Annotated in this window: 9 protein-coding genes and 1 riboswitch; of the genes, 8 read left to right on the forward strand and 1 reads right to left on the reverse strand. The window is 47.4% G+C overall.

Going from position 1 to position 16140, the window contains the following annotated elements:
• Window positions 1–199: 199 nt before the first annotated feature.
• Window positions 200–286, forward strand: a riboswitch (cyclic di-GMP riboswitch).
• An 83-nt stretch (window positions 287–369) separates the two neighbouring features.
• The 8 genes from RQP50_RS00425 to RQP50_RS00460 all read left to right on the forward strand — a co-directional run bounded on the left by RQP50_RS00425 (window position 370) and on the right by RQP50_RS00460 (window position 15184).
• Window positions 370–1125, forward strand: a complete 756-nt coding sequence (locus RQP50_RS00425) for a 4'-phosphopantetheinyl transferase family protein (RefSeq protein WP_251488954.1) — start codon at window positions 370–372, stop codon at window positions 1123–1125.
• Window positions 1107–7850, forward strand: coding sequence for an amino acid adenylation domain-containing protein (locus RQP50_RS00430; RefSeq protein WP_449411925.1), 6744 nt, complete (start codon window positions 1107–1109; stop codon window positions 7848–7850). The genes RQP50_RS00425 and RQP50_RS00430 overlap by 19 nt, the downstream gene beginning before the upstream one ends.
• 244 nt (window positions 7851–8094) lie before the next feature.
• The gene (locus RQP50_RS00435) at window positions 8095–8454 is read left to right on the forward strand and encodes a hypothetical protein (protein ID WP_021254824.1); all 360 of its coding nucleotides are present in this window, start codon (window positions 8095–8097) and stop codon (window positions 8452–8454) included.
• 168 nt (window positions 8455–8622) lie between these two features.
• Window positions 8623–10272 carry a methyl-accepting chemotaxis protein gene (locus RQP50_RS00440; protein ID WP_315742392.1) on the forward strand — a complete coding sequence of 550 codons (1650 nt, stop codon included), beginning with the start codon at window positions 8623–8625 and terminating at the stop codon, window positions 10270–10272.
• 170 nt (window positions 10273–10442) lie between these two features.
• On the forward strand, window positions 10443–11897 hold the full coding sequence (locus tag RQP50_RS00445) for a spore germination protein (RefSeq protein ID WP_072727538.1): 1455 nt from the start codon (window positions 10443–10445) through the stop codon (window positions 11895–11897).
• A gap of 18 nt (window positions 11898–11915) precedes the next feature.
• Window positions 11916–13025: a GerAB/ArcD/ProY family transporter gene (locus RQP50_RS00450; RefSeq protein ID WP_072727537.1), complete on the forward strand. Its 1110-nt coding sequence runs from the start codon at window positions 11916–11918 to the stop codon at window positions 13023–13025.
• Window positions 13022–14161: a Ger(x)C family spore germination protein gene (locus RQP50_RS00455; RefSeq protein ID WP_072727536.1), complete on the forward strand. Its 1140-nt coding sequence runs from the start codon at window positions 13022–13024 to the stop codon at window positions 14159–14161. The genes RQP50_RS00450 and RQP50_RS00455 overlap by 4 nt, the downstream gene beginning before the upstream one ends.
• Before the next feature lie 129 nt (window positions 14162–14290).
• On the forward strand, window positions 14291–15184 hold the full coding sequence (locus RQP50_RS00460; RefSeq protein ID WP_072727535.1) for a DUF2268 domain-containing protein: 894 nt from the start codon (window positions 14291–14293) through the stop codon (window positions 15182–15184).
• A 259-nt stretch (window positions 15185–15443) separates the two neighbouring features.
• On the opposite strand, the gene RQP50_RS00465 is transcribed toward RQP50_RS00460, so the two are convergent.
• Window positions 15444–15875, reverse strand: a complete 432-nt coding sequence (locus RQP50_RS00465; protein ID WP_072727534.1) for a hypothetical protein — start codon at window positions 15873–15875, stop codon at window positions 15444–15446.
• Between the last annotated feature and the right edge of the window lie 265 nt (window positions 15876–16140).

The raw sequence follows: 16140 nt of genomic DNA on the forward strand, positions 1-16140 counted from the left end.
TTCATTCGAGCAACCGATATAAAATATGGGTCTTGAGTTGGATAGGGGATGCGACCGTCCAACATGCTGATATGTAATATGTACTTTAGACCTATTCACGCGATACATGTCACAAGAACTAGTGCGTAACATTGCTATGACATTCTTGCCTGATAATCGATCTGCAACACGCAATGGATACATCAAGAAGAACAACATCAGGATTGAAAGGCAAACTCTTCGAAAGATGAGGACGCAAAGCCGCGGGCCTAACATCTTCACGGATTACGGCGGCCGGGTTGCCATTAATGTTGCGGTAACTACACAACGGTTATTCGGTGACAAGGCTATGCAGAATGGCCTTTTTTTTGCGCACAGAAGCTGGGGTAAATGATGGAAATTGTGTTGCTAAAATGGGACGAGTGTACTTCCTACGAAGACATAGATTCATTGATGGATCGATTTATCCCGTTCGTTACACCTGAAAAATACAAAAGGTTAGATAGACTTCGGAACCGTGAAGATTTTTATTGCACGGTTGCGGCTGACATATTGGCCCGCATGCTGCTATGTCGAACCTTGAAATGTTCGAATAACGAACTTGTTATTCACACTCATCCCTTCGGCAAGCCATATGTGGAGGGTGATCCAGTATTTTTCAACATCTCTCACGCCGGTGCGTTCATAGCAGTGGCATTGGATGAAGCGCCAATCGGGATTGATATTGAGCAAGCAGGAGAATGGAACATGGACGTGGCTAGGCTGATATGCTCGCCGCGTGAGTTGGAATTGCTTGCAAATACGAACGACAGTCGTGCGCGTCAGGAATTGTTTTTTTACATATGGACGGCTAAGGAAAGTGTTCTGAAGGCATTAGGAACGGGTCTCAGCCTGCCTCCCAGCACATTCGAGATTGTGCAGGAGACAGCTGTACCTATACAACATAATCAATTATGGAATGTTGATCATAATTATGTAAAGCAATATGTCGTTCCTGTAACAGGCTATAGTATGACTGTGTGCGCACAGCATATGGAATTTGCCAAGCAAATAGAGTACATCACATGGGAGCAGTTGACTCATAGGTTTACGAAATGGGTTGGATCGTACAAAGGAGAGGACGAGAATTGGCTTTCATGGAATTAACAGTAGAACGATTGGCAGGCTATGACGTACATTCTATCGAGCTGCCTGAAGAGACAATGCGTCTTCTGAAGAAGCATTCGGCCGAGCATTCGGTCAAGTTGGAATCCGTCATGTTCAGTGCGTGGGCAACGCTGTTGTCCCGGTTCTACAACTCGCAGCAAGTAACTCTTCATGCCGTTCAAGCGGGACACGGCAATGCAAACCATACCGTAGTCAGTCAGGATGACGTAACCTTGCAAGGAATTATGAATATTCATAACAGCTTGTCGGCTTGCGCAGAAGGACGTAACCTGACTTGCTCTGAAATAGCTTCTGACAGTGATGTGGCAACGTATTGCTGGTACGGAGAAGATGTTCGGCCCGTGCTTCCAGAGGGAGAGCAGGTATGTGACCTGCACGGCTGCATTCAGCATGCTGCTGGAACGGGCGCATTACCGATGTTCACAATGTATTACAAGGAAAATCAGTTCCAGTTATCGACAGTAGACAAGCTGGGTGAGTACTTCTTGCAGCTGCTGGATGAAGCTGTGAAGCATCCTCAGAAGCGTATTGGCGAGCTGGAAATGCTGACAGAGCAGGACAAGCGCCAGTTAATTGAGGGGATGAATCAGACGCGAGCTGAATATCCTCATACATTCACGGTTCAGGCGCTGTTCGAGGAACAGGCTCAGCTGCATCCGGATCGAGTAGCTGTTATCGAAGATGATCGCGAGTTGACCTATTGCGAGTTGAATGCTCGTGCGAATCAATTGGCGCGCAGGCTGCGGAAGCTTGGCATCAATCGGGAACAGTCTGTTGGTATTATGGCAGAGCGAAGTGCAGAGATGGTTGTCGGTATCTTAGCGATTCTCAAGGCGGGAGGAGCTTATGTTCCACTTGATCCTGATCACCCTCAGGATCGCATTCAATATGTCCTGGAAGACAGTCGTACGAAGCTGGTACTGACTAGCAGATCGTCAGATATAGATTTGCCGAATACCATCGAGCAGGTTCATATGGACGACCCGAGCCTTGCTGATGAATCTAGCGATAATCTGGTATCTGTGAATCAGCCAGAAGATCTTATATATATCATTTACACGTCCGGTTCGACAGGAAGACCTAAGGGCGTCATGGTTACTCATCGCAATGTCATTCGCCTAGTAAAGCGCACGAATTATGTGAAGTTTGGCGAAGGCGACCGTATTTTGCAGACGGGATCGCTTGTCTTCGATGCCTCAACCTTTGAAATCTGGGGCTCCTTGTTGAATGGCTTAGGGCTCGTGCTCATCGATAAGACGACGATACTGGACGCTGAGCAGCTGGAGCAAGCGCTCATCCGCCATCAGGTAACGATTATGTTCTTGACGACGGCGCTGTTCATTCAATTGGTTGATCGCAATCCGCGCATATTTGCGCCGCTTCGCCAATTGCTCGTCGGTGGAGAGCTGATGTCGCCAAAGCACTTCTATCGAGCGGCTAAGGACTGTGCACCGATTGAGATTTCGAATATTTATGGTCCTACTGAAAATACAACCTTCTCTACTTCTTATCTGATGAAGGAAGAGGGAGACGGGACAATTCCTATCGGTACGCCAATTACGAACTCAACTGCTTATGTTGTAAATGATTACGGCATGCTGCAGCCGATTGGCGCTGTAGGAGAGCTGTGGGTCGGCGGTGAAGGCGTAGCACGCGGCTACTTGAATAAGGATGAGATGACGCGTGAGAAGTTCGCGGATAGTCCATTCGTAGCTGGCGAACGAATCTATAAAACAGGTGACCTTGTGCGCATGCTGCCAGATGGCAACTTGGAATTCGTCGGACGCAAAGATCATCAAGTGAAGATTCGCGGCTATCGCATGGAGCTCGGTGAGATTGAAGCGCAGATTCATACGCACGAGCAAGTAACGGAAGCGCTGGTTGCAGCTTTTGAAGAGTCGCCTGGCCAGAAGGCCCTTTGTGCTTATATAGTAGCGGAAGAAGGCATGACATCGCGTACAATGCGCGAGTACTTGTCTTCGCATTTGCCTGAGTTCATGGTGCCGGCATACTTCATGTTCTTGGAGCGCATGCCGCTTACGATCAACGGCAAGATTGATCGGGCCAAGCTGCCTCAGCCGGAGAAGCAGGAGCGCATATCTACCGAATATCAAGCTCCAGTAACGGATACGGAGAAAAAGCTTGCGGCGATTTGGGAGGAACTGCTTGGCATCTCTCCAATTGGCACAGCGGATCACTTCTTCGAGATTGGCGGGCATTCGTTGAAGCTGGCACAGCTGCAAGCACGCATCGCAGCTGACTTCCATATCTCGTTGTCCTTCAAGGAATTGTTCTCGAATCCATATGTCGGCAAGCTTGCTGCAATTATCGACGAAGGAGCGCAAGAACAATACGAATCGATAACGCCAGCCGAGAAGAAGGCGCATTATCATCTCGCGCCAGCACAGACGCGTATGTTCGCGCTGCAACAGCGGGGCGGAGTTGGCATGGCCTATAACATTCCACTCGTGTACGAAGTGAATGGCCAATTGGATACCGGCCGCCTGAAGAAGGCTCTACACCAAATCGTAGAGCGCCATGAAGCATTCCGTACTTCATTCCATTGGGAAGAGGAACAGATCGTACAGAAGGTGCATGAGACAGTTGCATTCGATGTGCCGATTATAGAGGCCGAGGGCCGTACTGCTGCTGAACTGGCGAATGAATTCGTCCGTCCATTCCAGTTGGAGGAGCAATCGCTTCTACGTGCTGCGATTGCGAAAGTGGCAGCAGACAGCTACATACTGATGCTGGATATTCACCATATCGTCTTCGACGGAACCTCGCTCAGTGTGTTTGCTGAAGAACTGGCTGCACTCTATAAGGGCGAGGAGCTGGCTCCAATCAAGCTGCAATATAAGGACTATGCGGAATGGCAGTCCACACGTGTACAAGATGAACAAGCACATGAACAGTATTGGCTGAGTGTGCTTGAAGGGGACATCCCACTGCTGGATCTTCCGTACGATTATATTCGTCCGAATGTGCAGTCATTTGAAGGCGATATGGTGCGTATAGCATTGTCTGCCAAGACGGTGGAAGGCTTGAAGCAACTGGCTCTCCGTCAAGGAACTACACTCTATATGGTGCTGTTGTCGGTATATAATGTGCTCTTGTCCAAATATGTGGACAAGGAGGATATGATTGTCGGCTGTGCGATTGCTGCTCGAACACATACTGATGTAGATCGAATGATGGGCATGTTCGTCAACACCTTGCCGATTCGCAGCTTCCCTGAGGGCGGCAAGGCCTTTGCTGCTTATTTGAATGAGATGAAGGATACGCTTCTGCTTGCCTATGAGCATCAGGATTACCCGCTCGACAGCCTGGTTGAACGCCTGCAGCTGAAGCGGGATGTAAGCCGCAATCCATTGTTCGATACCGTATTCGTCATGCAGAACATGGGGGATCTTTCGCTTCAAGCAGGAGATGCCGTCTTCACACAGCTGCCTTATCATAACGGCACATCGAAGTTCGACCTGACGCTGGAGGCGATCGAGCGTGAAGAGGAACTCGAATGCAACTTTGAATTCTGTTCGAAGCTGTTCAAACGGGCAACTGTTGAACGAATGGCAGGGCATTTCGAGCAGCTTGCTATGCAGGCGGCACAGCAGCCGTCATGCAGCATTGGAGAACTTGAACTGGTTACGGATCAGGAACGGGAAAAAATCGTGCACCACTTCAATAATACGGTTGCCGACTATCCTCGCCATGCGACTGTACACAGTCTGTTCGAGGAACAGGTGCGTGTAACGCCTGATCGCGTTGCGCTTGTGTCTGGTGAACGTGAAATTACCTATGCGGAGCTGAATGCGGAGGCCAATCGTTTGGCGCATTATTTGCAGAAGCATGGGACGAAGGCTGAACAGCCGGTTGGTCTGTTCACAGAGCGCACACCAGAAATGATTATCGGTGTACTCGCAATCTTGAAGGCTGGCGGTGCTTACGTGCCGATCGATCCAGATTATCCGCAGGAACGGATTCAATATATGCTGGAGGACAGCCGTGTTAATATCGTACTCGCAAGCGACCATTTGGCTGAACGATTGCCTGAAGGACTGAGCAGCATCAGTTTCACGGATTCGGAACTAGCTGTACATTCAACGGAAAACATAGATGATCTCAATAATCCTGAGCATATCGCGTACTTAATGTACACATCGGGGTCGACAGGGAAGCCGAAGGGAGTTATGGTCACCCATCGCAACGTGATTCGCCTTGTGAAGAATACGAATTTCGTATCATTCCAAGAGGATGATCGCATTTTGCAGACTGGTTCTCTCGTATTCGATGCTTCGACATTTGAAATATGGGGAGCCCTTCTGAACGGACTTCGACTTGTACTCGTTGACAAGCCGACAATTTTGGATGCTGAGCAGTTAGAACAAGCGATTATGCGGCATGGCATCACTATGATGTGGTTGACTTCACCGTTATTCACACAGCTAGTTGAGAAAAATGAGCGCTTATTCGAACCTGTGCGAACATTGCTCGTTGGCGGAGATGTATTGTCTCCGAAGCATATCTACCGGGTGCTTCATGCCTGTGCGCCAATTCAAATCGTGAACGGATATGGACCGACAGAGAATACGACCTTCTCCTGCTGCCACCATATTGCAGCGGAGCAGGACGGATCGATCCCAATCGGGGCGCCGATTGCGAACTCGACAGCCTATGTCGTGAACAACTATGGCAAGCTGCAGCCGATTGGCGTAGCGGGCGAGCTGTGGGTCGGTGGCGATGGCGTGGCGCGTGGTTACTTGAATCGCGAGGACTTGACGAACGAGAAGTTCATCGACAGTCCGTTCAAGGCTGGAGAGAAGCTGTATAAGACAGGCGACCTTGTTCGCTGGCTGCCGGACGGAACAGTTGAGTTCTTAGGACGCAAAGACCATCAAGTGAAAATTCGTGGATATCGCATGGAGCTTGGTGAAATTGAAGCGCAAATCCGAACTCATGAGCTCGTGAAGGAAACACTCGTTACCGATATTGAGGAATCGCCAGGACAAAAGGCGCTCTGTGCGTACATTGTAACGGAAGGTACGGTGACAGCTGCAGATATTCGTCAGCATCTGCTTGATCATTTGCCGGATTATATGATCCCGACTTACTATGCGTTCCTCGATCAGATGCCGCTGACAACGAACGGCAAGATCGATCGCGCGAAGCTCCCTGCGCCATCGAAGCAAGAGTGGACAGGAGCCGGTTATGTAGCGCCTGACAGTGAGACGGAGATGAAGCTTGCCGAGCTATGGCAGGAGCTGCTTGGCCTAACAACGGTCGGCGTGTGCGACAACTTCTTCGAGCTAGGCGGCCATTCCTTGAAGGCAATTACACTTGTTGCGCAGTTGAAGCAGGAATACGAGGTCGACGTCAGCGATGTATTCGCATATCCGACAATTCGAGAATTGGCATTGCGGATGAAGTATCGTCCGAACCATATGAAGGATAAGCTGGAGCGAATTCGTGCTATGTATGCGGAAGAAGTAGCGGTCGTGGAAGATAAGGCCGTAACGGAGGCTTGGATGCAGTACCGCAGCCGCAACGAAGCTTATCACAATCGAGAGCTATCGCAGCAGTTGAACTATGCTAAGGTTCTCCTTACAGGTGCAACAGGATACTTGGGTGCTTACCTGCTTCGCGATCTTCTGCATTGCACTGACAGCAAGGTGGTTGCTATTGTTCGAGGGACATCTCCGGAGCAGGCTCGACACAGATTGTACGAGAAGCTGGCCTATTATTTCGGTGCAGAACTGACAGACACGCACGGACATCGAATCGAAGTCGTTAACGCGAACTTGAGTGACGAACATCTCGGACTCGCTGAACACGAATATGCTAAGCTGGCAGATGAAGTGGAATGCATCATCCATGCTGCGGCCAATGTGAAGCATTATGGCCACTATTCTGAATTCGTACTGAACAATGTTACGGCGACGGAGCGCTTGTTGGAATTGGCAGCAACCGGCACGAAGAAGGGATTCCACCACGTCTCTACAATGTCGGTCGGGATGGGAACGATTGAAGGCAAGGAATCCGTTCTCTTCACGGAGGATGACTTGGACATCGGACAAGTGCATGACAACTATTATGTAAAGACGAAATTCCAAGCGGAGCAATTGGTAGAACAGGCGCGTCTGCAGGGGCTGCATACGAACATTTACCGAGTTGGTAACATTGTATGTCACTCAGAGAGCGGTCAGTTCCAGGAAAATATTCAGGACAATGCGTTCTACAAGACGATGAAGTCCTTCATCCAATTGGGGGCCGTTCCTGATTCCGGTCAGGATACAGACTTATCCTTCGTAGATCAGGTGAGCCGTGCGATTATTACACTGCATGACAAGCCTGCCCTGCATGATGAGATCTACCATATCTATAATCCGCATCTGATCAGCATGTCCGAAATGCTGGCTGGGCGGAATGATGTTCAGGTTGCGAAGCTGCCAATGGAGAAGTTCCTATCCTATCTGTTCGAGCAATATGAACAGGGGGCGAAGCTTGAGGCAGTCGAGAATGTGATGCTGCATAACGGGTGGATGGATGAAGGCGCTGCGCTGACAGCGTTCGAGCTAACTGCAGAACGGACGGTATCTACGCTTGCTGCATTAGGCTTTTCCTGGACTGTACCTGGTGAAGCTCAAGTCACGAATATGCTGCGACACGGGTTCGAAGTTGGCTTCCTAACTCTTACGAACAAGTAGGCCAGCAATTCGGAGCGATATTATGTGCAGGGGGGATGGCATCGAGAATGGCAGAAGAGAGGTTGATTGCGGTTTATATGCAGCTCGAAGAGCGCCCTATCATAACTTGATAGGCATACGTCAATCAGCAAAAAGACCAAAAAGCATTGGCATGAAACGACATATTGGGTAATATTCAGTATGTGCAGTAGACAATCAGTAACACCATACTTATGAATTTATTACATCTAGGAGGAGATTTTCCATGTTCGAAACGAAATACGAAGCATCTAAAAACCGTGTGTATGTTAAGCTTGAAGGTATGATGACAATTGAAGAGGCCAAAGAATACGATCAAGCTGTTCGTCGTGAAGTTGATAAAGCGAAGGAAGGCTACACATTCTGCATCGATATGGCGAAGGCACAACCAGCACCAGCTGATGTGAACGATTATTTGGCAGGATTGCGCGACTACATGGCAAACAAAAAAACAAAGGGATCTTCTATGATCGTAAGCTCCGCTCTGACGAAGCTGCAATTGTCTCGCTTGGTTAAAGATCTCGGCGGTGCATACGGCGTAGCTCAAAGCTACGAAGAAGCAGATCGCTACTTGGACAGCTTGTAGTCTTATAGTTCTTATCTTTTCGTCTTATTGAAGGATACTGAATGATATGACCTGCCCGTTCCCGGACGGGCAGGTCTTTTTTTTGGTGACGAGCAAGCTTGAGCAAGTGCAATGAAGGACAACGCGTGGTATCGGAAGATACCCTATTACATAAAAGGTGTGACAGGAATGAAATCTCAATCTATCAACGAACGAATACGGGCGTTATGGAATCACTGTTTTCAATCACTGTTAGCGCGGATATTATTGCCTATCAGTCTTATTACTCTGCTTGTCATTATAACGACCAGCATGGTGAATGCCAGCTTTATTCGAAGTGTCGTTACTGACATGATGATCGAAGACACACAGACGGCAGTTCGGCAAATTGGGAAATTCGTAGTGCAGCGCGGCAAGGACGATCCAAAGGCTGTATTGAATATGGTTGCATACAAGGATAACAGCACTTCTTTGCTTGTGAAAGATGGCAAGGTGATAGCCCGATTTGGTAAGGAGCTGTCCAGTGAGATCGAAGATAGTCTGCATGCACTTTACACTGGCGAGCAGAATGAAATGAAGTTGGACATTGGACTCGGTGGATACGCATATGCAGCGAAGTCTGGAGATTATACCGCAGTAGTAATCTCGCGATTTGATGATTTTGACAGCAGTCTTGATTCTTACAATTGGCTGATGTGGGCGGTGACCATTGGATCCTTGCTCATTATCACGAGTGTGACTTGGATGCTTGTGAATCGTCTGTTTGTCAAACCAATCCACAAGGTTTCACGTACCGTTGAGCATATAGGGTCTGGGGACTTTACCCATCGTGTTGGAATAGCTGAGCAGCGCAAGGATATTTGGGGAAATGTAGCCCGCAGCTTTTCGAGCATGCATAGCAATCTGAAGGAATTGGTCGATCATGTTGTCGATACAAGTGAGAACATTAATACGACTTCGAATGACTTTGCAATCAGCTCGCAGGAAACGAGCAAATCATCGGAACAGATTACAATCTCGCTGCAGGATATATCAATGGGCGTGGACGAGCAAGCCAGGAAGCTTGCTGAAGTTGGTCAAATGATCGAGGATGTGACGATGGCAATTGGCGAAGTGGATCAAACGGTGAAGACGATTACAGGCGAATTCACGAAGGCCAATGATAAGGTTGTGCATGGCAATGAAATCGTCAATAAAACGATCACCCATATGAGACAGCTGTCTGATAATGTGGAAGCAAGTGCTGGCATGATGAGCAGCCTTCAGCAAAAATCCGATAAGGTCGGCGAAATTCTAGCGATTATTACGGATATTGCGGGGCAAACAAATCTGCTTGCACTGAATGCCGCGATTGAAGCTGCTCGGGCAGGGGAACATGGCAGAGGCTTCGCGGTTGTGGCGAATGAAGTTCGCAAGCTGGCTGATCAATCGAATCAGGCCGCTCTCGAAATTCAGCAGATTATTGCAGAAGTTCAATCCGAGACGGGCAATGCAGTCGAGACAATGGAGAAGAGCCATCATTTCGTCCAATCCGGCATTCAAAGTGTAAATGATACGGGGGACGTCTTCCATGCCATTGTGGCGATGATGCAGGAAATATCCAATCTAGCCAGCATGGTCGAGGCGATCGTCCAGGAGGTCAATATTAGCTCTCAAGACATGCTTGAGCGTGTTCAGGGGGTTGTGGCCATTTCGGAGGAATCCGCCTCAAGTGTACAATCGATTGCCGCTGCTACTGAAGAGCAGAATGCGGTTATGGAAGAGCTGGCAAGCTCAGCCGAGGAATTTAAGCGCATGGCAATGGGATTGCAGGATTCATTGACGAAATTTAAATTTTAAAATTTATTTTAACAACTAGATTATACCGTACTTGAACCGATACCTGACTTAGGTATCGGTTTTTTTATGTCATGGCGATTCTCGCATGAATTTGCGTGCAGCAGGGAATAATTTGTCTGATCATCCAACATGTTTGTCATCTTCAAAGTGATTACAGGAGGGGTTGACTTATGGCGGACTTTGATTTCGCAGCTTCCCTGCAAGAACAAATATCGGCATTGTTTCATCATCGCGTCCATCTTGTGGTAAGAAGCATTTCGCCGTCAGTTGCCATATGCTATATGCCCCAGCATGTCGATACGAAGCAGCTTCACACCTCTATTCTATCTCCGCTGCAGCAGTTGGGGCAGACACCGACGATCGAGGATCTTCGCAGTTCGCTTCCTATCGGAGAAATCAAGGATATTTCGTCTATCCCGGATTGCGCACCGCTGATTGTGAAGGGATGGGTCTATATTGCGACGCCTCAGGCTGGCATTATGGCGAATGTGGCGAACCTACCCAAGCGTTCTCTTACCTCACCAGAGAATGAAACGACCATATTAGGACCAATGCTTGCCTTTACAGAGTCAATTGGAACGAATACGACTCTACTGAGGAATTCCATTCCGGACACAGATCTGTGCAGCGAGGAATTTAAAATTGGCAACAAGCGCAATACACAGGTCAATCTCATGTTCATGGCAGATCGAGTGAGCCAGGCGCGGCTTGAACTGGTACGTCATCGCATTAAGCGGCTTCGCCTCAATGATGTGACGGGCAGCTCAGAGCTTTTGCATATGATCCAAGATAATGATTTGAGTGTCTTTCCGCAATTGATGCTGACAGAACGTATTGATTTAGCGAGCCATTCTCTGCTTGAAGGCAAAATCATCATTCTGTTGGACGGGAGTCCGCTGGTAATCGTAGGTCCGAGCGAATTCATTGATTTCTTTTTGTCGATGGAAGATCGCTATTTAGGATGGGGAATCGGGACATTTATTCGTGCACTGCGAATGGTTGCGTTAATCCTCTCTGTATTTTTGACACCGGCCTATGTTGCAGCACTCACTTTTCATTATGAAATGATTCCTTCCTCCTTGCTCGTGTCCTTGATTGAATCACGATCCAGAGTCCCGTTTCCTCCTTTATTTGAAACGTTGATCCTGGAAGTGACGATGGAGCTGCTGCGGGAAGCCGGTGCCCGGCTGCCGACTAAGGTTGGACAGACGATGGGGATTGTTGGCGGTATCGTCATTGGGCAAGCAGCAGTTCAAGCTGGATTTACGAGCAATATACTAATTATGCTGGTAGCACTTGCGGCACTGGGCTCTTTTGCAACTCCAGATTATTTGATGAGCAGCGGCTTGCGGCTTGTCCGATACCCGATGGTTCTCTTTGCAGGCATTTGGGGCAGCATAGGCATTGTGTTTGTAACAGCTTTGGTAATGATACACTTGATCCGTCAGACGAGCTTAGGAAGACCTTATTTCTCACCAGTTCACCCTATTAAGCATTCTGACTTAGCCTATGATGAGGTACTGCTTCCTGAACCGGATGGCTTGACTTCAACAGGGCACAAGCTTCGCAAATATATCCGATCCATCTCCATCCGTTCGTTGTGGACGGGGAAAATCGATGATTAGTCATTTGGAGGTGATAAGATGAATAGCGGAACACCCCACAAATATCAATTCAAGGCCTACATGCTGCTGTTCCTCGTATGCAACGTGCAGATTGGTGTAGGGATATTCGGATTTCAACGGTACATATATAAGGAGGCTGGACATGATGCCTGGATGTCTGTTCTGCTTGTAGGGATCGCCACTCACTTGATTGTTTGGATTATGGTCAAAACCTTGGATATGCATCAAACACTCGACCTGTACGGCATCCAGCAGATGTTGTTTGGCAAGTGGATTGGCGGAGTATTGGGTATTTGCATGATGCTCTATTTCCTTACTAATATGATAACAATTGTCAGGACGTATATTGAAGCCATTCAGTCTTGGATTTTCCCTGACTTTCCGACATGGCTGCTCTCGCTCATATTGCTTGTGCTTATGGTGTATGGCAGCTTGGGGGGGATTCGGATTATTTTGCAGATGAGCTTTATCAGCTTTTTCTTGATTATTGCTACCTCACTCTTGTTCAATTATCCAATCCGATATGTCGAGTGGAGCCGGATACTGCCGATTTATGATACAACTGTTCAGCATATTGCGGTAGGGGCTATTAAAATGGGCTTTTCGATTACTGGGTTCGAGGTTATTTATATGCTCTACCGTCATGTGAAGGATAAAGACAATGTGATGCGCTACGCTCAAGCGAGTGTGCTTTTCACTAACATACTGTACTTGTTTATTATGGTCGTGTCGATTATCTACTTCAGTGAGAATCAGATGCTTCGCACGATCTGGGGCTCCATTAATCTGTTGAAAATTATTAAATATCCCTTCTTGGAGCGGATTGAGTTCATCGCCATTCCCTTCTGGATGCTGGTTGTACTGCCTGGCATTATGCAGCTGGCTTGGAATATACTTCGCGGCACTGTCCAGCTATTCGGCTGGAATGAGAAGCTGACGTTGTATGCCACGGCCGCCATTGTCATAGCGGTATCCAACCTCCTGCATAATCGGGGTGAAGTAAATCAGCTGAACGATTATATTGGACTGTACTCTGTTCTTGTCTCGTATTGTTATCCTCTCCTCTTGTACGTCATGACGTATGTTGTACAGTGGCGAAAACGAGGGAAGGGGAGTGATGCTCAGTGAAGCTGTTATTCCAATACTTGTTCAAGGCGGTGTGTGCGCTCACCATGCTAGTGCTTCTTACTAGCTGTGTACAGACTAGCGTACTGGAGAAGCTGGGGCTAAGCGTGGCGATCGGGTACGATGCATTGCCTGAAGGCAAGCTAAAAGTAACTTCAGTTCTTACAAACCCTGAGCCTGAGGCGAAGAAGAAAACCAAGATAGTATCTTGTATCGCGAGCAGCAGCAAGGGGGCTCGGATTAATAATAACCGCCAATTGTCCCATACACTTGTAAACGGGCAGGTTCGCGTCGTTGTTTTTGATGATAAGCTGGGCAAGCAAGGAATAACAGATGTCGTCGAGAACTTGACTCGGGATCCGTTCTTCGGAGATATGATTTTTCTGGCTGTAAGTGAAGGGCCGTCTCATGAACTGCTGCATCACAATTATGAGCAAATTCCGAATATCGGAACGTATTTGTATCAAATGCTGCAGCAGCATATTCAGGATGATTGGGTGCCTTCTTGTACAGTTCATGATTATCGAAGCGCCTTTTATAGTGCCGGTAGAGATCCGGTGCTGCCAATGCTGCGCAAGCTGTCTAATGGAGTTGAAATTTATAGTCTGGCCTTATTTCAGGAAGATAGGGTAGTCGGAACGATCGGGGCGGGGGAGAGTTATTTGCTCAAGCTGCTTCTTGGGAAACTAGCAACTTTAAAAGAGCTTATAATCGATCGTGAGGAGCTTCGTCCTTATTTGCATGAGAATCGAAAGGCAGATGGTCGTGTGCGGGTGGTCATCTCGACCCTTGGAAGCAAGAAGCATATCCGTCTCCTCTCGGCATCTCCACTGAAATTCCAAACCAATTTACATATCAATGTGGAGCTGCAGGAAATTACAGATGAATATGATTTCAGCCAACCGCAGTCCAGTAAGCTGCTTCAACAGAAAATAGGGGAGACATTAACAAAGGAAACCGAAGCGCTTATTAAAAAGCTCCAGCACCTCGGTTCGGATCCGATTGGCTTCGGCGAGGTCTACCGCAGCTCGGTAAGGCACTCCAAACTGACAGCTGACAAGTGGAAGAAGATGTTCCCTGAGGCAAGCATTCAATCTCAGGTCGAGGTGAACATTGTCCGAACAGGTACAATTGAGTAATCGGACTCACAATTTTGGTGAGTTAATGTACGTTGACCGGTTGACTCTCACGTAACGTGATCGTGTAGCCTAATGGTATTCCGACTTTGTCGGAGAGGAACTTACCATGAAGAAATGCAGGTGAACCTAATGAACATTCACATGGAAGACACGTTACGTCAGTATGAAGCATTGTTGACCATGCCAAATGAGCAGAGAAATGACTATTTCAGGCATACAATGATGAAGCCGTTTCGATCGATGTGGGAGACCATTCATGTACCTATAACAGCGCAGCAGCCGAACGGCTATGATGTGGTAATGGCCACTCAAATGATGGGCTTCCTTCCGCTTCAACATCAGGAAGGAATCGAGAAGGCGGGGAAGCGTCTGCAGGATATTCGCATTCTGGAACTTGCGAAGGAGACTTTGTTGGGATGTATCCACCGAATAGACTCAGCGGGGCTGGCAGTCAAGGCAGAGGAATTGATATTTGGCGCGTATCTTGCCGATCCTGACAAGTTAAGCAGTTATCAGGGTTATACCGGATTTGGCGGTATTCCAGGATATATCCTCATTATCCTGGATCCGAACAGCTACAATATTCCGCGACTGCCGGCGCTGATCGCTCATGAGTTCCACCATAACGTTCGCTTCTCCTATTTCGATTGGAACCATGGAAATGTAACACTGGGCGACTATATTATCATTGAGGGCTTGGCAGATTCTTTTGCAACTGAGATGTATGGAGAGAAGCTGCTTGGTCCATGGGTGGCGAATATACAGGGCAAGGAGCTGGATTATTGCTTGGAGGTAATCCGAGGAGCATTGGATACGAAGGGATTCGCTGAGGTGAGCAGCTATATGTTCGGCGATGAAGCTGCTGCGCGTGATGGTTATCCGGCAGTCGGATTGCCTGCGGGGGCCGGGTATGCGGTTGGCTATCATGTTGTACAGTCCTTCTTGAAGAGGAACCATGTATCTATTTATGAAGCGACCCTGCTGCCGACGGAGACCATCATACAGGGGAGCGGTATGGTGTAGGATTATCGATTGATTTGTAAGGCTCTTAATGTTAAAAGAAATAAAGTACTCGACTGAAAAATAAATTTGATACAGAGAAAATATAGTACTTTATTTTCTCTGTACAACTACTGCACTACACGCGGTTCGTGAACAAATGCTTTTATCTTACACTCGCTACTCCCAATTGGCTATGTCATTACATTGAACACCCCTTATTGCATAATGAACCAATAAAAAGCCCACTTCCCACAAAAGGGGATAACGGGCTTCAATAGAATTAATTTGAGCGGGAGATGTATGCTACTCCTTTTGTTGTTTCATCACCTAAGTTGTGAGCCACTACATAGTGTTTCTTATTTTTATTAACTGGAACATCATCAAATACAAGTTTCTCATCATGGTCTCCCCGCACTGTCTTACTGGCTATTTCAGTATCATTATTACGATTTGTTTCTTCATAAAGCGTATATTCAATTTTTGTGTTTCCGTCACTGGATTGCGTCGCCTTTAAAGTTAATCTGTCACCAGTTGGATAGAATGAGCCAGAAGACTGTGTTTTACGTACTCTGACTTCAAAACCCCACGTGTAATTTACGGGGGTAACAGAGCTTTTAGCATGAGCCACATTTGAAATAGATGGTTGTGCATATGCTGGGATAGCCATCAAGAGCGTAGCAGCCGCAGTCATAAGAATTAATGACTTTTTCATTAACTGTTCCTCCTAATTTAATGTTATTTGAGTCAATAAGTTTGAAGTGAACTATTGAAGTTGAGTTTATTGTAGCTATAAATAAATCAAATAAACAGGGGAGTATCATTACTGTTTCTAGTGGTAAAATGACTAGTTCTACGTAAAAAAAGACAGCATTAATTGCTGTCCCTTATACGTTATGTATAATAACTACTGCCAGATCTCTACCTGAAAAATAAAGTTCCGATATTCGGATGAGGCAAGACCCTGAGCAGCGGCAGAA

The sequence above is a fragment of the Paenibacillus suaedae genome (genome assembly GCF_032337355.1).
GTDB lineage: Bacteria > Bacillota > Bacilli > Paenibacillales > Paenibacillaceae > Paenibacillus_B > Paenibacillus_B suaedae.